General features: G+C 38.8%; 16 protein-coding genes. 5 read left to right on the top strand and 11 right to left on the bottom strand.

Annotation, left to right across the window (positions count from 1 at the left end):
* Nucleotide 1: 1 nt before the first annotated feature.
* From smc to RMB06_RS00845, 3 genes are all read right to left on the bottom strand, one after another.
* Nucleotides 2–3,451, bottom strand: coding sequence for a chromosome segregation protein SMC (gene smc / locus RMB06_RS00835; protein ID WP_311077847.1), 3,450 nt, complete (start codon nucleotides 3,449–3,451; stop codon nucleotides 2–4).
* A 10-nt stretch (nucleotides 3,452–3,461) separates the two neighbouring features.
* Complete coding sequence (locus tag RMB06_RS00840) at nucleotides 3,462–4,157, bottom strand: GntR family transcriptional regulator (RefSeq protein ID WP_002120391.1); 696 nt, start codon at nucleotides 4,155–4,157, stop codon at nucleotides 3,462–3,464.
* A 257-nt stretch (nucleotides 4,158–4,414) separates the two neighbouring features.
* Nucleotides 4,415–5,218 carry a sulfite exporter TauE/SafE family protein gene (locus tag RMB06_RS00845; RefSeq protein ID WP_311077850.1) on the bottom strand — a complete coding sequence of 268 codons (804 nt, stop codon included), beginning with the start codon at nucleotides 5,216–5,218 and terminating at the stop codon, nucleotides 4,415–4,417.
* A 30-nt stretch (nucleotides 5,219–5,248) separates the two neighbouring features.
* Here RMB06_RS00845 and RMB06_RS00850 point away from each other — a divergent pair, with 30 nt between their 5' ends.
* Complete coding sequence (locus RMB06_RS00850; RefSeq protein ID WP_032056907.1) at nucleotides 5,249–6,001, top strand: biotin--[acetyl-CoA-carboxylase] ligase; 753 nt, start codon at nucleotides 5,249–5,251, stop codon at nucleotides 5,999–6,001.
* A gap of 15 nt (nucleotides 6,002–6,016) precedes the next feature.
* A complete protein-coding gene (locus tag RMB06_RS00855; protein ID WP_057067922.1) occupies nucleotides 6,017–6,751 on the top strand; it encodes a pantothenate kinase in 735 nt (244 codons plus the stop codon).
* A gap of 49 nt (nucleotides 6,752–6,800) precedes the next feature.
* Here RMB06_RS00855 and ffh read toward each other — a convergent pair whose 3' ends face one another.
* Entirely contained in the window at nucleotides 6,801–8,213 is a 1,413-nt protein-coding gene (gene ffh / locus RMB06_RS00860) for a signal recognition particle protein (protein WP_002120334.1), read from the bottom strand.
* 140 nt (nucleotides 8,214–8,353) lie between these two features.
* Here ffh and RMB06_RS00865 point away from each other — a divergent pair, with 140 nt between their 5' ends.
* Complete coding sequence (locus RMB06_RS00865) at nucleotides 8,354–9,163, top strand: inner membrane protein YpjD (protein ID WP_002120294.1); 810 nt, start codon at nucleotides 8,354–8,356, stop codon at nucleotides 9,161–9,163.
* An 84-nt stretch (nucleotides 9,164–9,247) separates the two neighbouring features.
* On the top strand, nucleotides 9,248–10,192 hold the full coding sequence (locus tag RMB06_RS00870; RefSeq protein ID WP_311077853.1) for a tRNA-dihydrouridine synthase: 945 nt from the start codon (nucleotides 9,248–9,250) through the stop codon (nucleotides 10,190–10,192).
* An 82-nt stretch (nucleotides 10,193–10,274) separates the two neighbouring features.
* On the opposite strand, the gene RMB06_RS00875 is transcribed toward RMB06_RS00870, so the two are convergent.
* The 7 genes from RMB06_RS00875 to RMB06_RS00905 all read right to left on the bottom strand — a co-directional run bounded on the left by RMB06_RS00875 (nucleotide 10,275) and on the right by RMB06_RS00905 (nucleotide 19,825).
* The gene (locus RMB06_RS00875) at nucleotides 10,275–11,228 is read right to left on the bottom strand and encodes a DUF6160 family protein (RefSeq protein WP_032036777.1); all 954 of its coding nucleotides are present in this window, start codon (nucleotides 11,226–11,228) and stop codon (nucleotides 10,275–10,277) included.
* 161 nt (nucleotides 11,229–11,389) lie between these two features.
* Nucleotides 11,390–13,801, bottom strand: a complete 2,412-nt coding sequence (locus RMB06_RS00880; RefSeq protein WP_311077854.1) for a DUF6160 family protein — start codon at nucleotides 13,799–13,801, stop codon at nucleotides 11,390–11,392.
* Between the two features lie 32 nt (nucleotides 13,802–13,833).
* Nucleotides 13,834–14,559 (bottom strand): DUF6160 family protein, encoded by a 726-nt coding sequence (locus RMB06_RS00885; RefSeq protein WP_311077855.1) that lies wholly within the window; start codon nucleotides 14,557–14,559, stop codon nucleotides 13,834–13,836.
* Between the two features lie 15 nt (nucleotides 14,560–14,574).
* Nucleotides 14,575–16,668, bottom strand: a complete 2,094-nt coding sequence (locus RMB06_RS00890) for a hypothetical protein (RefSeq protein WP_311077857.1) — start codon at nucleotides 16,666–16,668, stop codon at nucleotides 14,575–14,577.
* Nucleotides 16,669–16,896: 228 nt separating this feature from the next.
* Entirely contained in the window at nucleotides 16,897–18,246 is a 1,350-nt protein-coding gene (locus RMB06_RS00895) for a hypothetical protein (protein WP_017387217.1), read from the bottom strand.
* Between the two features lie 301 nt (nucleotides 18,247–18,547).
* Entirely contained in the window at nucleotides 18,548–19,117 is a 570-nt protein-coding gene (gene dcd / locus RMB06_RS00900; RefSeq protein WP_003653416.1) for a dCTP deaminase, read from the bottom strand.
* Nucleotides 19,118–19,231: 114 nt separating this feature from the next.
* On the bottom strand, nucleotides 19,232–19,825 hold the full coding sequence (locus tag RMB06_RS00905; protein WP_032004285.1) for a LysE family translocator: 594 nt from the start codon (nucleotides 19,823–19,825) through the stop codon (nucleotides 19,232–19,234).
* Between the two features lie 362 nt (nucleotides 19,826–20,187).
* Here RMB06_RS00905 and RMB06_RS00910 point away from each other — a divergent pair, with 362 nt between their 5' ends.
* On the top strand, nucleotides 20,188–20,754 hold the full coding sequence (locus RMB06_RS00910) for a DUF2062 domain-containing protein (protein ID WP_017401861.1): 567 nt from the start codon (nucleotides 20,188–20,190) through the stop codon (nucleotides 20,752–20,754).
* Nucleotides 20,755–20,759 lie beyond the last annotated feature (5 nt).

Here is a 20,759-nt window from a genome sequence, read left to right on the forward strand (position 1 = left end):
TCTATGACTCCGAAACTAACCCGTATTCTTTTGCCTGTTCTAAATCGACAGTGACTAATTTTGATGTACCCGGTTCAGGCATGGTCACACCCAACAAATCAGTTGCCATGGTCATCGCCAGCTTATTATGTGTAATGTAAATGAATTGTACATGTTCAGAAAGTTCTTTTACCAAATTACAATATCTCTGAACATTCGCATCATCAAGTGGTGCGTCCACTTCATCTAGTACACAAAACGGTGCCGGATTTAATCTAAAAATCGCAAATACTAATGCTAACGCTGTTAAAGCCTTTTCTCCACCGGAAAGTAATGCTAGAGAACTATTTTTCTTACCCGGTGGCCTTGCCATCAGTTTAACACCAGATTGCCAGTCATCTTCAAGACTTAAACTCGCCTCACCACCATTAAAAACCTTTGGAAACAGGTTTTGCAACTCTTGATTGATTTGATCAAAAGTTGTCATAAACAGCTTACGGGTTTCCTGGTCAATGCTTTTCATCGCATCTTTTAATTGAGTTACCGTATTTTCCAAATCTTGAATCTGGTGACTCAGCTCATCAAAACGCTGAGAAACTTCTTCAAACTCTTGTGAAGCGGCAAGGTTAACCGCTCCAATTTTTTCAAAATGTTTCTGTACTTTTTCCAGTTTTTGCTGGTGCTCGGCTAAATCTATTTGTAAGCCTTTTTGGAGTTCGGCATTTAGCTCTTTAAGCTGCTCTTGATAATGCTCACGATCTGACTTGGCTGCTTGCCATGCCAACCGTTTCGCTTCAAGTTGTTCTCTAAGCTGCTCATCTTTTTGTTGATATTGATGACGCTGATCGGTCAAAGTCTGCTGTTTTTCCTGCACACTATTGAGTTCAAGCTGCCATTCATTCCAGTTCTTTTGCAACTTTTCAGTTTGAGCAAATTGTTGCTGAAACTCTGACTCAAGATTTGGTAACTCTAATTGAATAGGGTCAACAAACTTTTTCGCTTGTTCCATTTGAACATTAATTTGCTGATATTGGCTTTGCAAGAATGAGATATCTTTTTCAAGCAACTCAATCTGTTGAGTTGTCTGCGTGCTATTACGGCGTAAAATTTCACGTTCTTGTTGCTGATGTTGCAGGGCTTGTTGCTGCTCGTCTAACTGTTCCGTTAATTCTTCTACCCGAAATTGCAAAGTTTTATAGTCAGGTAAAATGGTTTCGAGCTTAATTGCTAATGCATGCAAATCAATTTCAAGATCATCTTTTTGCATTGCATCTTCTTCAAGCTGCATGTCTAACTGACCAAGTTGATCTTTTAATTGCTGTTTTTGCAATAAAAATGCTTGTGCTGCGGTTTGTTGCTTGGCAATTTGCACATCAAGCTGTTGTAAGTCTTTTTGCTTTTGTTTCACAACTTGCTGTTTGTGCTGCACACCAGACTGTAATTGCGCTAATTCATCTTTTTGCTGAACTACAATTTCATCTAGTGCTTGTAATTGAGGCTGTTGCTTTTCAAGAGCTTGTTCAATTTCATCTAGACGAATACGGTGGCTCAGCATACCTTGTGCACTTTGACTTTCGTCATCATACATAAGGGCAATCACCCAATCCTGCCCGACATGATAGCCATCTAAAGTCAAAACAGACTGGCCATGTTGCAACTGCTTTTGCTCATTTAAAGCTTGAGTCAAATCTTGTGCAATCGCTACATTTGAAAAGATTGATAGCTGTGGCGATGCAATCCACTCATTTAAACAAGCCAAGTTACCTTTAAATTTACTTGTTTGCTCTGAAGGTTTTAGCTGGCGAGCAACTCCTTCTTGAAAGACTTGTTCAGTCTCAAGAATATGAGCTTGTAACCATTTTGCTAAAAACTTCTCAACAATCTGCGCATGTGGTTTACCTTGCTCTGTTAACTCTAGAGCCTGCATTAAACGTAGCGTATCTTGATGTTGTTTTGGACTTTGCTTTGCAACAAGCTGGCTTAGGTTTTTCTGCTCTGATAATAAAACTTGGATTTCTGTTTTCAGCGTTTGCTGCTGATTTTTACTTGATTGATGTTGCTGTTGAGATTGCTCTAAATGCAGTAATTGTTGCTCAATTTCAGTTTCAAGCGACGCGATTTCGCCAAGTAATTTCTGTTGCAGTTGCTCAAGCTCGCCCCGATCATCTTCATGAACATGCGATTGAATTTGGTTTGCTTGATGTTGCAGCGTTTCTTTTTGCTGCTCAATGCGCTGAACATTTTTACCCAACTGTTCAATTTGAGCTGACATCTGCATTTTTTGCTGCTGTTGTTTTTCAACCTGAGCTTTTACTTGCTCAAATTGTTGTTGTGCTTGTTTCTGCTGAGATTGTAAATCAGCAAAGTTTTGTTCAGCCTCCGTTGCTGTATGCTCAACACCAGTTAGAGCTTCTGTTTGTTCTTCTAGCTGATTATTCAGTGTTTCAAGTTGCAATTCAGAAAGCTGTAAACGTTCTTTAGTTTGGAATCTTTGCTGCTCTAACTGAACGAGAGTGGTACTATTTTGCTGGTATAGACTCTGTTTTTGTTCAAGAGTCATTTTCAGCTCAGATAGTTTCTTTTCAGCTTGTTGCCATTCTTGTTGTAGCGGTGAAGATTGCTGAATAAGTCGCTGAAACAAAGCACTGGTTGCTTCTAAATCATGTTCAATCGTGCTTAATTCTGAGCGAACCAATTTAAAGGTTTCACCCAATTCATTCATTTGAACGGTATATTCTTCTTGTAGGCGTACACTTTTCTCTGCCTGAAAAGATAAAATTTCAATTTTAAGCGTACGAATCTGGCTTTCTAAAGTTTTATATTGAACCGCTGCTTCCGACTGACGCTTAAGCGTTTTAAGCTGCGATTTTAACTCTAGTGCAATATCGTCTAAGCGTGAAAGGTTTTGCTCTGTATGTTCAAGATGCTGCAAAGTTTCACGGCGACGAGCCTGATAACGAGAAACACCCGCGGCTTCCTCAATGAACACACGCATTTCTTCAGGCTTGGCATCAACCAAGCGGTTAATCATGCCTTGCTCAATGACCGCATAAGAGCGTGGTCCTAAGCCTGTTCCCAAGAAAATATCGGTAATATCACGGCGGCGACAACGTGTACCATTCAAGAAATATTCTGATTTACCTTCACGCGTGACCTGACGGCGAACAGCTAACTCATTATAAGCATTATACGATCCGCCCAACTTTCCATAAGTATTATCAAAGCGTAGCTCAACACTGGCCACACCAACGGGTTTACGTTTGGAAGTTCCCGTAAAAATAACATCTTGCATGCTACCACCACGGAGCTGACGAGCGTTTGACTCACCCATCACCCAGCGGATTGCATCGATTACATTGGATTTGCCACAACCATTTGGACCAACCACTGCTGTGCGGTTAGCCTTAAAATTTAAGGTTGTACTATCTGCAAAAGATTTAAAGCCGGAAAGTTTTAAACTGCTTAAACGCATAATGCCCTAACTAGCGGCGTGAGCGTCTTGCCCAAGCCAATTCAATCTGTTTCATTCGTGTCAGCGATTCCAACACAAGGTTACGTAAGTGTCGACAAAAATCTTCCATAAATAAAGCGGCTTGTTGTGATTTTCGGATTAAAATTGCATCAGTCACGAGTTTAAATAATGCAAATGCTTCTTGTAGTTCCCGCTTAGAGGTATTTAAGGTCAAAAAATAACTACGACGTAATGAAGGTAATAACTCTTTATAAAATTTCATTAGATAAGGATTCCCCACCATATCTTGCTGTTCAGCTAAATATTGGAAGACTCCATCATAAAATTTTTCGATATCACCTGCTTTGACATGCTCAAGAAGTTGCTCTAATAGCAACTGTAATTGATCTGCTTCATGCGCACGCCATGTTTCGCTCATGCGCTGTACAATATGCCCCAATAACATCATATTTGTATCAAACAACGCTTTAACTTGTTGTGCAGACATTTCTGAAACAATTGCCCCACGGCGTGGAAAAATCTCAATTAAATGAGTACGCTCTAATAATAACAATGCTTCACGAACTGATCCTCGGCTAACGTCAAGTTCTTTGGCAATACGTAGCTCTTGAATACGTTCGCCTTCTACTAGCTCGCCACTAATGATCTGTTCGCTAATATATTTGACAATTTGCTCAGAAAGACTTTCTGTGTCTTCGAGATTCATAAATCACCCGCTACTTTTTATATGCATTAATCCATGCTTTTCTTTCGCATCCTTGTTTTTAACTGATCCCATCGATTAAAAACTATGTCATTGTCTGACAATTTTATTGCATTTTAAGCCAACTCATTTAAAAACAACACCAAAATCAGATGAATAAAAGCTTGGAGCGCTCTTATATTCTATGAATAAAAAAAGCTCGAATTCCTAAAAAATTCAAGCCTTTACACCGCAGTCTTATAAATTTGAGATTTTAGTCTCTAGTGCATAATACCTTTATAAATAAAGTAAATACCTACCACCACTAACAAACAAGCAAAGCATTTTTTTAACATCTGCGGCGACAACGCATGAGCAACCTTCGCTCCAAACTTCGCCGTGACAAAACTCATGACACTAATGCCAATAAAAGCATAGATGTGCACATAACCAATCGTGTTAGGCACTGAGATTTGTTCTTTTGCACCAAACCACATAAAGCCTATCGCTCCAGCAACTGCTATTGGTAAACCGCAAGCGGCAGAAGTCGCGACTGCTTTTTGCATGACCACGCCATGACGGTTTAAATATGGAACGGTTAAACTTCCGCCCCCAATTCCAAAAATTGCAGAGGCAATACCAATGCCTCCACCCGCCATGAATTGCATAGGGGTTGAAGGGAGCTGACGCGTTGGATCAACAACTACATGTGCTCCTTTAAACATCCGATAGGCCATCACAACCGCAAAAATACCAATAAGAAGTTGCAAATGCTGGCCAGACATCAGGTCGGCAATACCCGCCCCTAAAAATGAGCCCAACACCAGTCCAGGCGCTAAATTACGAAAAACAGGCCAAAGTACTGCACCCTTTTTATGATGAGCTGAAACAGAACTAAAAGACGTTACGATAATAGTTGCAAGCGATGTTCCGACTGCAATATGCATGATTACCGCTGGGTCATAGTGCAATTGGGTAAAAACGACATAGAGGATTGGTACAATAATTAGTCCACCGCCTACCCCAAACAATCCGGCAGTAAAACCAGCAATTGCGCCAATGAGTAAATATATGATTAACTCCATAAATGTTTTACCACTCTGCTCATATTCAACATGGATTTAGAGACTCGCCAACTACAACAACTTTTAAGCGCAAAAAACCAGCTTCCAGAAGTGGTTTTATTAAAAGCAACCACAACTTCGACCAATGATGATATTCGTGAAATTGCCCAAAAAGGCATTACAACGGGCTTGGTTTGCAGTGCTCAACAAACTCAAGGGCGAGGTCAACATCAACGGCAATGGATTTCACCTGAAGGAAACATTTATTTAAGCACATTGGTGCAAACTCGAACACCCTTAGATGGTCGCTTAGCACTTGAAGTTGCTCTGAATATTTTGCAAATCCCCCAGTTACAAGCTCTTAATCTGCAAGTGAAATGGCCAAACGATTTATATAGTGCTCAGGGCAAATGGGGTGGAATTTTAGTCGAACCACTGTCTCAGCATCAAGCTATTGTAGGTGTAGGTATTAATTTAAAAACACCACCAGTGACTGATAGTGATCAACCAATTACCTCTTTAGAAGATTTGGGCCTAGAGCAAATGGGTCGTCTTGAGTTAATTTCAGAACTTTATATTGCGATTCAAAATGCTGCTCGCTGGTTTGATCATGGCTGCTACAATTTAGCAGGGCGTTTTAACCATCATGCGGCATGGATTAATCAGCTAGTTCAGTTTGAACATAGTCAAGGACTGGTGCATGGCCGTTTCGTTGGAATCTCCAATGAAGGAGCAGTAATTCTTGAAACTCCAGAACCACAGCATTTTTATCAAGGTCGCCTAAGACCACAAACAACTCAGTAATCAGGTATTTCCCCCATGAAAAGTTTATGGCTTGATATCGGAAACACCCGTTTAAAATACTGGATTACTGAAAATCAGCAAACTATTGAACATGCAGCTGAGCTACATTTACAGTCCCCTGCCGATTTATTACTTGGATTAATTCAACACTTTAAGCATCAAGGTCTGCATCGAATCGGAATTTCTTCTGTACTTGATACCGAGAATAATCAACGTATTCAGCAGATTTTAAAATGGCTTGAAATTCCAGTAGTTTTTGCGAAAGTTCACTCTGAATATGCAGGCTTACAGTGTGGTTATGAAGTTCCGAGTCAGCTCGGAATTGACCGCTGGTTGCAAGTGTTAGCTGTAGCTCAAGCAGATGAAAACTATTGCATTATTGGTTGCGGAACAGCACTTACGATTGATTTAACGCAAGGCAAACAACATTTAGGAGGTTACATCCTGCCTAATTTGTATTTGCAGCGAGATGCTCTTATTCAAAATACCAAGGGTATTAAAATTCCAGACTCAGCTTTTGACAATCTAAATCCAGGCAATAACACTGTAGATGCAGTACATCACGGTATTTTATTAGGCCTGATTAGTACCATTGAAAATATTATGCAGCAATCTCCTAAAAAGCTGCTGCTGACTGGTGGTGATGCAAAACTATTTGCCAAGTTCTTACAAAAATATGAGCCTGTGGTAGAAACCGATCTTTTACTCAAAGGATTACAGCAATATATTGCTCATTATCCTAAAGATTAAAATATAGAATAAAATAAAAGGCGCTATATGCGCCTTTTATTTTATGGATTTATTTCTTTTGGTCATTATTACCAAAGAGTGGCCCCATTCCGCCACCGCCGCCGCCAAATTGCTTTTGCATATTGCCTAATGAACGCATCATTTTGCTCATACCAGATGGATTGGCAAACTTCTTCATCATTTTGGCCATTTGCGCTTGTTGCTTAATAAGTTTGTTCACTTCAGCAACATCCATACCGCAACCTGCCGCAATACGCTTTTTACGACTTGGGTTCATCAGGTCTGGATTACGGCGCTCTTTAACGGTCATTGACTGGATAATCGCTTCCATCTTCTTGACTTGTTTTTCAGGGTTCGCTTGCTCAATCGCTTGCTGAATTCCTGCACCGCTCATACCAGGCAACTTGTCTAAGAAGCCCATCATGCCGCCCATTTTTTTCATTTGCTCAAATTGCATCAGCATATCTTCAAAGTTGAAGCTACCGCCTTTTTGCAATTTTTTCGCCATTTTTTCGGCTTTTTCTTTGTCGATTTTACGTTCAACTTCTTCGACTAAAGAAAGTACGTCACCCATGCCTAAAATACGTTGAGCAACACGGTCTGGATGGAATGGTTCTAAAGCGTCAAGCTTCTCACCCATACCCAAGAACTTAATTGGCTTACCAGTAATGGCACGCACAGAAAGCGCTGCACCACCACGTGCATCACCATCAGTTTTAGTAAGAATCACACCTGTCAGTGCTAAAGCATCATTAAATGCTTTTGCTGTATTTGCAGCATCCTGACCTGTCATGGCATCAACCACAAACAAAGTTTCAGTCGGCTTAACTGCTGCATGCAATTCTTTAATTTCATCCATCATGTCTGCATCGACATGTAGACGGCCTGCCGTATCGACAATCAATACATCAGCAAATTGGATTTTTGCCTGTTCAATTGCACGATTAACAATATCAATTGGCTTTTCTGAAGGATCTGAAGGAATAAAGCCTGCACCAACTTCATTTGAAACAGTTTCTAACTGTTTAATTGCTGCCGGACGGTAAACGTCGGCAGAAACAGTCATTACTTTTTTCTTTTGACGTTCTTTTAAGAAACGTGCCAGCTTGGCAGCAGTTGTGGTTTTACCTGCACCTTGTAAACCAGCAAGTAATACTACAACAGGAGGTTTCGCACTTAAATCAAGTGTTTCATTCGCCTCACCCATCATCTTGGTGAGTTCGTCATAGACAATTTTTACAAATGCCTGGCCTGGTGATAACTGAGTCATCACTTCTTGGCCCAATGCCTCTTCCTTAACTTTCGCGATAAATTCACGAGTTACAGGTAACGCGACATCGGCTTCAAGAAGTGCCATACGTACTTCACGTAAGGTATCTTTAATATTGTCTTCGGTCAGCTGCCCTGAGCCAGTAACATTTCTTAAACTCTGTGTGAGTCGTTCTGTTAAGGTATCAAACATTGCAAAATCCGCTTAAAATGGCTAGTTGCAAAAAAATCTTTCTCGAAATAGAAAATTTATGCATAGAATGCTATAGGATACTTTAGTTCGCAGCGAATTTATATCTTATATAGATGAATTAATCCTGAAAAAGGTTTGACATGATTAGCCTCCCCTTGGTTTATACAATTTTGGCACTCATCGCATATACCACTTCTTTCTGGTATCTGTTTATTCGTTTAATGTCAAAACGTGAACCAAACTCATGGTTATTTGCTTTTGTTACTATCTTGGCATTAGTACTGCACGGCACAGTTTTATGCGATGCCATGCTTACACCAGCAGGAATTAACTACGATGTATTTAACCTGATGTCTTTTACATCAGGGCTTATGTTATTGTTAAGCTTAATTTTTAGTACTTTTCGCCCTATTCTGCCATTAAATTTGTTAGGCATTCCTGTCGCAGCTATTGGTCTTATTTTAGGGTTTGCCTTTAGTCGACCAGACCAATTTATTGAGCAGCATTCGCTAGGTCTTGATACTCATATCATTCTTTCGCTTTCTGCCTATGCAGTTTTACTGATGGCAACCATACATGCTATCTTAATGTGGTTCCAAAACCGTGAACTCAAAAAGAAACAAAAAAAACGTTTCTGGGTCAACTTACTCCCGCCAATTCAGGCGATGGAATCTTTATTATTTGATCTGATCATTACTGGTTTTATTTTATTAACGATTGCGCTTACATTTGGTTTTTTAACAATTGATAGCTTCTTTGCTCAGCATCTCGCTCATAAAACCGTATTTAGTATTATTTCTTGGTTTATCTATGGCTCATTACTGATCGGCCATTACAAACTTGGCTGGAGAGGCCAAAAAGCAATTCGTTTTACCTTAATGGGTTTTGTACTTTTAGCGATCGGATTTATCGGCAGTAAATTTGTGCTTGAGATGATCTTAGGGCGCTAAAAAAATTAAAATTTAATCGATACTAGACAGCGTTATGCATATCCCGTATAACGCTGTTTTCGTTTTATTCAGGTGACACAGACTGTGAAACTCATACTCGCTCCAATGGAAGGTTTAACTGACCCGATCATGCGGGATACACTCACATCTGTTGGTGATTTCGACTGGTGTGTGACCGAGTTTATTCGCGTTACAGACAGTATTTTGCCAGACCACATCTATTATAGTTTTTGTCCTGAACTAAAAAATGACGGTAAAACGGCAGCCGGTACACTTGTTCACGTTCAATTCCTAGGTAATAACCCAGATATGCTGGCAGCAAATGCAGCAAAAGTTGTTGAATTGGGTGCACCTGCAATCGACCTTAATTTTGGTTGCCCTGCAAAAACCGTTAATCGACATCGTGGTGGTTCAGTCCTTCTTGATGAACCAGACGTGGTACATCTGCTGATTAAAGCAGTGAGAGATGCTGTACCTGCTCATATTCCTGTTTCAGCAAAAATGCGTTTAGGTTACCTCGATGAAAACCATACAATGGAAAATGCCCACGCTGTCGAAGATGCAGGTGCAAGCTGGTTAACTGTACACGCTCGTACTAAAGCAGATGGCTATACGCCACCAGCTTATTGGGAAAAAATTCTACCGATTAAAGAAGCTTTAAAAATTAATGTCATTGCGAATGGTGAAATCTGGACCAATGCTGATGCTAAAGCTTGCCAGCAACAGTCTGGTTGTGAAGACTTAATGATTGGCCGTGGTGCGGTGACAACTCCTGATTTAACCCAATGCATTCGCCAAAATATGGATGAAGCATTATTTAGTTGGGAACAACTCGTTGACTTACAAATTCGTTTTTTAAACGGTCAAGCAAAAACAGAAATTGGCATGGTTGGTCGTTATAAACAGTGGTTAGGTATGATGACCAAAGCCTATCCTCAAGCGAAAGAATTATGGGACCAAGTGAAACGTATTAAAGCTTTAGATGAAATTGTTCAACAATTAGAACACACCAGATCAGATACTATTTAACTCGGCATAGCCTTTAAAAAAAGAGGGCGATTGTTTTCACAGCCGCCCTCTTTCGTATTTCAGGTTAAGCTATTATTCTTTTTTAAAAGCCGCTTACTTTCATTTTAAAGTCAGTTACAGAAACGCCAGTGACACCAAAACTCCCCATAGAACCATTAGGTAAATTATTAAACGTTGTTGTATTTTGAGTACCCATATTCCCTAAAGTGACATTATTAAGTGAAGCATCAAATTTACTAGATGCGCCTGTATTCCCAAAAGTTAATCCAGTTGGATCAACTCCTGCATAAAAACCATCTAATACAAAACCAGTTGAGGTATTTGTTCCTGCAAACTTAAACCCAAATGTAGCACCCGTATTATCGGACACTAAAGTAATTGGACAACCCGTAGCAGCAGAACAAATAGATTGAATTGCCCCACCAAATTTAACCATGACGGACTGCGCAGCATGGCCCAGTTGAATATTTAAACGAGGTTTATTGGCTTGTACAAAGTTAATATCTAGATTTCCAGTAGAGCGAATGATTTCTTTTACACCCGTATTTACTGTCGTTCCCGAACTAAAAATTGATTTTGGTGCATAACTTGTTAATGCATAATCGGATGGGCTAGATAAAGATGTACTTGGGGCTAAATAAACTGAAAAAGGTAGAAGTCGAATTCCGTTTACATCATTCCCCATAGATATAGCTAAATTTAAAAAAGGATTTCCCCCCCCAGCATCGGTATCCATTGCAATATTAAAAGAAGGATTACCCGATACAGCGGCTTTAATAAACTCTATACCAGGAACTGGATTAGTAGAGTTTCCAGCAATAACAAAACCAGCCTTGCTGTTATAAGAAGTTGAAGCAATACCGTTAGTATCAATAAGTGCGACTTGATTAAATTTAACTTTATCGGCCTGAATTCCTAAAGTTAAACCATTTTGGCCCGTCGTTGCTGCAAGGCTTTGATCATCCAAAGGTTGCATTGCAAAAACACTTGAACTACTGACAAGTAGCAGCCAAAATCCTATATTTTTATTCTTCATGTCGCTCTAATCCTTAAGAGACAAACGCTTATTATTTGTTCAGACTATCAGAATAATATTCAAGTACAAAGCAATTATCTCTATAACCCGACGAATGCAAATCCAATCACACTAAAATAAAATTTATATAAAAAAGTGACGATAATCGTCACTTTTTTATATTAGTTAAAAGCCCCATTTCTAGGCACAATACTAAAGCTACTATTTAAACGTCCACCCGTAATTGCAAGCTCACCTAAACGTGCTCCCGCTCCTGTTGAAGGAGGATAGAAATTAATATCTTTAACACGTAATGCACCGTCAATACTCTTATCAGGGTTAAAATAAACCGCCGTATTTACCCCAACTTTACCTAAACCACTTGTTGTATCTTTACCCACAACCAAAGCACTATTAAACGCTAGCTTTCCTGTAATATTGTCAAAACCAATTGCAGAACCATCAATCGGATCACTAATTTGAACCGTATTTCCAGTTGCTGTCGCAGGCACTGTGAAATCGCCTAGTACAGTTAAAGCACTACCATCTGCAATTGAACTATTTGGCACAATTGATAAGTTAAGATCGCCACCTAAACGGAGTTTTAGACCAAATAACACATCATTATTTTTGGCAAAATTATCAATAGGTGAAGTACATGAACCCGTCGCTGGACAAGTTTTATATTTAGCCCCTGGTAGATAACCAGCTGCAATTTCTGTTGATAAAGCAAGTAGCATCTCTTTTAAACTAATATTAAGACTGCCATTTTCTAAACCAATACTTCCATTGCCTTTGAGGAACATATCAATATTACGTAAGCCCATGTAATAATCAGTAGGACTACCACCATTATTAGCATTTGGAGAACCATCAATTAATAAAATTGAGGTTGTTTTAGTTCCAGTCGCATCACGTCCCGTAGTTCCAGCAGCAATACCAAAACCTAAACGCGAAGTGGTTCCAGATGCAGCTACAGCATTTCGAATAGGCTTACCATTTGCATCTTTTGTATAGTAATAAGCACTATTTGCTGGTGCATCTAAACCATATACAGCAGCGTTAGCATTTAAGTTATAAAAAGGTAATGCTAAGCCCCACTGGTTATTCGCACCATTGTCTGCAAACTGATTGGCAGCAGCAACATTCGCACTTGTCGTAAAACGACCGCGTCTTGAAAATGCTTGAAACTCTGCTCCACGCATCGCAAGAATTAAGCTAAACGGATTAGTGACCGTATCACGGTGAATGTTATGTTGATAATCAGCAGTTGTTGTTAAAGTACCCGACCCTAAACGAATTGCATTTAAAGTTGCGTTGTTTGGCATTAATAACGTTTTTGTATCAGCAAGATTTAAATAAATATTTCCGCTGTCAAAATAACCACGCGTAGCGGAGTTAAGGCCGGTTAAATTACCAAATTCGAAACCATAAGCATTCAGACCTGCTCCACCAATTTCTAAAGTGGTTGCTTTGCCATCTGAGCCCAACATTGAGTCATTGTCTTTAGTGAATTCACCTTTCATACGAAAGGCAATCCCAGAATTACCTAAAATACTATTACTTGAGCCCGTACCCGCAGCGGTATTTGCTGTACCTAATATTGTTGTATCTGACGTACCATCCATACCACGGACTTGTAAATAACTATTTACCATACGTCCGCTAGCACCTAAACGAATCAAGCCTTTCGCATTTTGGGGACTATTGGTTGCATCTAAAGCATAAGGGTTAGTTTTATCGACATTAGAACTTAACATGACCTCAATATTCAGGCCTGAATTAGTTACTTTTCCACTACTGTCTACATATGTGCCTGCTGTTAGACCAGAAGCTGAATCTGCTACACGATTAAAATCAACATAGCCATAGGTACTATTTGGGGTTTGTCCTACACCAGCGACATTAGTTCCAGTATTTGTCTGTAAAACCACGCCACGAATTGGGTCAATCAGCATGGCTCCTTTACCAACAAAATTAAAGTTAAAATTTCTTAAAATTAACTGATTTAGCTGACTACGAGCATCTAATTGCCCTAAATAAATATTGGCATTATTAATACCAAGCGTCATGCTTGACTGACTATTTGCATTAAATAGACCATCTTGGGTTGTAAGTGCCAAATTTAAAGGAGAGGTCGTTTGAATAGCTAACTGCCCTAAAGTTGGCGAGCATGTAGCTGAACTATTACAAACTTTAACGCTATTTACGGTAATAAGTGATGGACTGCTTTGCATAGAAAAGTCGAGTCCAGTTTTACCCGTAGTTGGGTTACTCCCTACATCTAAACGGTAATTTGTACTTAAAGGCTGACTAGATGCATTACTTTTTTGAACTTTTATCCCGCTCGCTTGAGCTCTTAAGACCTGATCTGCACTACTAGGTGTACCTGCATGGTCATCCCAGTAAGCATTATCAATATTGATTTCATTAAACGTCGTTTGAATCGAAATCCCATCTTGCCCATTAACAGCACTCAAGTCAGCATCAGTTAAAGCTTCTAACGCAAAAACATGTCCGCTCACTAACAACATGCTGGTTGTTAATGCGTTTAAAATAAACTTTGAGCTGTGATTTTCTTTATTTTTTTTCATCACTTCAGTTCCTTTGAAATCTACATTAACCCTTAACAGCGAGGATGGCTGCCATCACAGCTAAAGACCATGACTTTTCCCTGGATAGCCAAATTCCCATTCATCATCAAGCCCATAAAACCAGTTTCACGTCCATGGTCATACGCCGATGGTGTTGCAGTAGCAACTTGCTGGTTTGCACTATTAGCAGTGGCCGCATAAGTTGGCTTTTTGAAATATGCATAATCATACATATTTGCACTCGACCCTTGCGCTGTTGTTGAGCTGGTAAAGTTATCTTGCTCAATTGATAAGGCATTAAAACCAAAGTTACGAATTAGAATTGGCTGTGCTGCACTAAAACTAAGCTGAATAGCAGGCTTAATCATTTCAGTATTGTTTTTATCCAAATACTTTAAATCAGCGCCATCCAAACCCATTTTTTGAATATTTAAAGTACCTTGTACGCCTTTAAATACAAGCCAAAGTTTATTACCACTATCACTATTTTCGGCCCAACCACTTGGTTTGGTTGCATCTGCTTGTACAAAACGCTTATTAATTGCCAAGCCAATATGGCAAAACTCTACGTTCTCACAGACACCACCACTACCATTGTCAAATACACCGTTAACTGTCTGGTTTAAATTGAGCATTAAAGATAAATCAGCACCCGCCTGACCATTAATCGCCTGTAATGCTTCATTATCTAAAGTTTGTAGCTCTGCATGAGTGACCGTTGCACAAAGAGCGAGGATTAAAGTACTTATTTTTTTCATAGCATTCTCCTCCTCTTATAGACCTTTAGTTGTTAGTTTAAGGTGCTGGATTAAAACACCATCAATGACAGCTGAACCCAGATTATTTATTGGGCTAGAATTTATAACAGGCGTAGGCGCCTGATTTAATGTTGGGAAAGTTGTACCTGTCATTCCATTATTAGCGCCAATTAAATTATTTACTTCGTTATTTGCTGCAGTTAACCAAACAGCTGATGAGTTTGCCCAAACACGGTTTGCAATTGAACCATACATAGGTGTAGTTCCAGAAGTGCTACTACAACCAATAGTTGTAGAGCATGTAGCATCAGCAGGCTTTGTTGTTGGAGCTAAAATTGCCCAAGGTGTTGAGCCATTATTATATTCCCACTGATATAAATATCCTGTTGTACCAGCACCACAAATAAATAGAGTACAACTATAAGACTGAACCCACGTCTGAGTATTTACTCCACGTTGTTTATAATGTACTTCAGTCATCTGATTTGAATAAGTTGTTCGTGAAACCGTACCTGAATTTAACTTACCAAACGAAATACCTACTGCTCCTTCATCGGTTGAAGCTCTTAGAGTTTTTCCGCCATCCTCACTAAAGGCAGTACCAATGGTAATACTACTGTGTGTTGCATTATAGCCTTGATAATTTTTACCGCCTAAAGTTAGTTGGTTACCACATTGATAAACGTTACAAGTTGAGCCTTTATAAGAGGTATCCACACCGCTATAGTCAGTATAAATTTGTTTATAAATTTCTGGTTTATTCGCAATACGGGCAATTTCTAAACTAAAGTTTTTACCATCAGAACCTAAAATCAAAGGCTGGTACAAAGTACCTAATACAAGATTTATATTTGGGTTATAAAGGTAAACTCCCTCGTTAGCATCAAAAGTGGGTGCTACGCCACCATTAATTGCAGGTGTGATAAGGTTTCCACTATCGCTCGTTTCACGTGTACTCAAACGTAAAACTCCAGCATTCGATAAACCTGAAGCATCCCACGTTTTTGTGGCAGTTTTACTATCTGTACGTGTACGTTTTTCTACATAATAGCGGCATCCCGCTGAGGTACCAAAACTTCCTGTTCCTCCATTATTACAATCACCTGTTGTGCTTGTACTTAATGTTGAATTAGCACCTGCATGAATAAGAGTCCACGGAGTAGTAGTAGATCCCTCAGTTAGAGAACTTGTAGTAATAGCCTTAACATCCTTGCTGTCTCCGCTATTCAAACGTATAACTCCGGCAACCCCCAAAGTATTATTATAAAAAGGGCTCATTCCACCAGCAGATGTTGCTCCGCCTAATGTTTGGAAAAGCTGTAAACGGCTGCCATTTAAGCTAAAGTTATTCCACACTCCTTGTAAACGAAGACGGTTTGCACGAGTTGCATCAGTACTTGTACCAATTAAACCATTTGAGTCGCCATAATTAAATTGATCTGCTGCTCCATTTATTTTATTCGGATTTCGAACAAAGATATCGGACCATAGACCTAGTTTCAACTTATAAGCATCTATACCAGCCGTATCTTTTGTTCCAATCTCATATAAAGGTGCTTCCAAAGCTAGATAGGTTAATTGACAAGTAGGATCAGTCGCACCTGTACAATTATTTGCACTAAAATTCGGTACTGAATTTTCAGTTGCAACTTTAAATATCCAAGGGTTAACAGCTGTACCCCAGCTTGATATTGCTGCTGCTGTCTCAGTAGAAGCTATACGTGTATTAGTATTATTATCAGATTTGGATAAAGCAAGGCCATAAAGATAAATATCAGCTTTACCCACTGCACGGTCACCTGAATCAACCGAACCGTTTTTATTGGTGTCTGCCGAAGTCATACTTAATGGACCTACGGGTACATAATTGATATAACCCGTATCTTTAGTGCGGTCAGTTAAAATTTGGTTTGTAGTTTCATTCGCTCCAGCTCCACGAAATACCATATAAGTATTCTGTGGCAAGATAGCAATACCTTCACCAGTGGTTTCACTTAAACCTGCATCAGAAAGTTCTTCAAGAGCAAAACTTGGCTGACTTATACAAAAGCCAATTAAACTTGCCAGAACGGTTTTTTGAAACCTTACCGTATAATTAAGTGTAGTCATCTTGACCTTCCTGTTTATACGATGCCGCGCACCATATTTATTTTTCTTTAACAATCCTTGATGCTAGGTGAATTTTTCCTTTTCTCCCTAGACTAGAAGGCAAATCCAAATAGATATTGCCAACCCTTCCACATTTCCATTATGCGCAATATTTGCACGAATGCAAAAAAAAGAGCTTAAAAACTTACTTTTCCGATGAATGTAAAATTTAAAACTATGCATTCATACTTAGCAGAATTTTAAACTTCCGTAGCAGTTTGGAGCAAAAGACTGATTAGCTAATTGTAAATTCTGTAATTCTAGTACTGCTGGTCTCGCGTTTGATAAATCCCTTGTCCCAACATTAAAATCACCACCAATACAATTTACAGCCAAGAAACCACAGTTTAATGGATTCTGGGTTAATTCTTTACTCACTTCAGTAAGTGCATCTCTAATAGTATCTGTTTTAATAACGACGCTATTAGTCGGGTCAATTCGACCAATATCTATTGGATTTGATAACTCTAGCCACCAACCACGCATTGCTGTTGATACTGTTCCAGGCCAACGTATATCTTGTCCCTGCATCGATAATGATAATGGACTACCACTCAAATCAATTTTATGGATATAACCTAAATTTTCTAACAACGGTACTGTTACAGGTAAATTATTAATGGTCCCACGAAGATTACCATTTAACGTAATTCCCCCAAGGATATCAACATCAGCTGCCAGTGTACCCGACAAATCAATACCATTGACTATAGCAGAGGCTAATAAATTTACACTGCTCATCCGGTGTCCGGATACAATTGATTGTGGTAATGATAACTGTGCTTTTTGGGTAGGGGACAGTGTTATATCATAAGACTTAGTCTGGAAATCAAGATTAAATCCTGCTCCTAATGCAATTTCACCTCTAGCTTTACCTGTAATTGCTTGATTAACACCACAACCCGAAGGAGATGGATATACGCCACAAGCAGGGCTACCTGTTTGCGTGATGCGTGCAGCTTCAACAGTCGCCGCACCTACTTGGGGTGCTACTACCATATAACCACTTAAACTATTAATACCATTTGGTGTAGCTGAGTTTTCTGTGCCAATAGTTAAAAGCCCTTCAACTGCTTCAGCACTCAAGCGAATACCAGCTACTTCACGAGTTGATGCACTATTTGGGTTCTTTATTGCTAATTCGAAAAAAGGGTTTGTCAGTTTAGCATCGCTTGCTACCCGGCCCTCGCGTGTATCTGCTACACCACTTAAACTAACATTATCAAAATCAATATCACAGCCGCCCGCACCATTTACCCCACCACAACCTAACTGCAGTTTACGGATATTGGCATTAATTTCTAACTCGGCCTCTAAACCTAATTTATAAAATCCTACATTACTACTGCTATCACGCAATTTTTCCAGATTTGCCGAATCATTAGGTGCAATATAAGACATACTCATCAAGGCTTGGCCCCGAGTTGCTGATAGTTCCGAATCTGACATAGGGACTAGTGTAGAAGCAGCGTAAGCTGAAGAAAAACATAAGCTTCCGAGTGTCAAAAGTGCTACTCGAAGAGACGTAAACTGTCGCATGGCCGACCTCCGTATCCGTGGGGGCATAATCCTGTTTAATTTCTTTTTATTTGGCCTATCTGCATTTGATAAATATTTAACTAAACATTATCAAAGAGAGCCTATATCTACTCTATTTGCTTTTAAATTCTGTGATACAGAGCAAAAAACAAATCAATCATTGATCATTTTATATCATTTTTTACAAAAGGAAACTGTCGTTTATCATAATTCCGATAAACGCTTCTGATAAAAATTCTATGTATAAAATTGGGCCACCTAAGTGACCCGTTATTTTTAAAATCTTTTCATCGAGGAAACATTAAGTTTTAGGAAGTGTAACACCTGTTTGACCTTGGTATTTACCACCACGATCTTTATAAGAGGTTTCACATACTTCATCACTTTCAAAGAATAGCATTTGTGCTACGCCTTCCCCAGCATAAATACGTGCAGGTAAATTTGTTGTATTTGAAAACTCTAAAGTAACGTGACCTTCCCATTCAGGTTCTAATGGAGTCACATTTACAATAATACCGCAGCGAGCATAGGTCGACTTGCCTAGACATACAGTCAACACATTGCGAGGAATACGGAAATATTCAATTGTACGCGCTAGGGCAAATGAGTTTGGCGGAATAATACAAACGTCAGACTCAATATCGATAAAACTTTTGTCATCAAAATTCTTTGGATCGACAATTGCAGAATGTACGTTTGTAAAAACCTTGAATTCACGGGCACAGCGTACATCATAACCATAGCTAGAGACCCCGTAGGAAATCAACTTTTCACCATTTTCATCAAAACGGACTTGATTCTCTGCATAAGGTTCAATCATGCCGTGTTTTTCGCTCATTTCGCGAATCCAACGATCAGACTTAATGGCCATGTATTTTCTATCCAAAAGGTAAATTCATTGATTTCGACGTACTTTAACTTAAAAAACCAATTATGAAAACAACACAAAGCTACTCAAACAAATAAGAATAGCTCAGCGGTACATTTAAAGGTTCAGTAAAGCAGAATAACTAATTGGAATTGAAAAGCTGACCAAAACAAGCGAGGCAGTTTTTTGCAAGTTAGTTTGATTTAACCAACCCACTTTCTTAGATGCTAAAACCGATCCCAAAAAAATCCAGAACAACGCAATTGGGGTAATAAGTGCCAAGTAAGCCATCATATGAATTAAATAAATATGAAAATTACTCCATGCACCTACTGGGAAAATTGCTGAGGCAAATAGTAATGCTTTTGGGTTTAATAGAGTGGCGCAGAATAACTCACGAGCACGAATCGTTGGCTGATTTAATTCAACTTCTTGATTTGCTGTATGCCATAACTTGATGGCTAAGAAAATAATATAGCAAGCGCTCAATAGCTTTAGAATAGGCGGCAGCATTGGTAGTGTGCTAGACACTTTTCCAATCAGCATTCCCCATGCAGAAATAGAGATTACATAACCCAAAACTTCTGCTGGAATAAGTTTTACTGACTTCCTTAAACCCACTTGTACTCCTGAAGAAGCGAGCAGAGTATTGGTTGGGCCTGGAGTAAGTAAAATTGTGGCTACTAAGCCAATAAAAAGCCATGAAATCATTGAATGACCTCACAATATAGTCATCTCAGATTAATAGATATCCTGTCACAAGGCAAAAGGTAATTGTAAGACAAAGTATTTCAAATTATTTTCAAAATAAAAATAAAGTATATAAAAACAAATATTTATAAAATTATCACATAAAGTCGAGAAGAAAACTTTACGGTCAGTTGTTATACTTTTCAAATAGATTCTGAGTTAAGTAACATAACTATTTTTATTTTAAGTCTATTTTTCCATCAAAAGTCTTTATAATAAAAAATATATAGCACTGGTAAGTTTAAATTTTAAGCTTTTAATAAGTTTCAATTCATATATTGTTTCTGATTTTTTATATAGAGCATCGCGCTTTACTACCCTTAATGATTATGGCAAAGCATTTTTTTCAATCTTGGCTTCCCTCCCCCGAGAAAGTTTCAAATATGAAATTTCTAAGGATTTTTGGTAAAAAGACCCTTAATCCTGTGCTTTGGTATGTCAATCGAAAATCAATTACCCGAGCTGTTTTTGTCGGAACTTTTTTTGGTTTACTGCCTATTCCTTTTCACAGCGTATTTATTGTGATGGCTGTATTGCTATTTGAAGTAAATTTACCAATTAGCTTGATGCTCGCGTGGTTAAGTAACCCGCTTACATTAGTTCCTATTCTATATATTGGATTTTGGTTCGGTGCTCATATTTTTCATGTGCATATGATTAACAAAGAAATGTTGCTAGGTGTATTGCATCAAATTTCTCGTTGGATTACTCATTTCGGCCATGGCCACATTGATTTTAGTCTTGCAAAAATCTTGATGACTGGACTTGTTGTAGAAGCTTTTGTATTTGCTGTCATTTTATATATATGTACAGAAATTTTCTGGCGCTGGATGGTCGTTAAAAACTGGAAAAGTAGACATCGTCAAAAGAAGCAAGAAGAGGTTTTATAAAAGCT

The organism is Acinetobacter sp. V104_13, assembly GCF_031798995.1.
GTDB classification, from domain to species: Bacteria; Pseudomonadota; Gammaproteobacteria; order Pseudomonadales; family Moraxellaceae; genus Acinetobacter; species Acinetobacter pittii.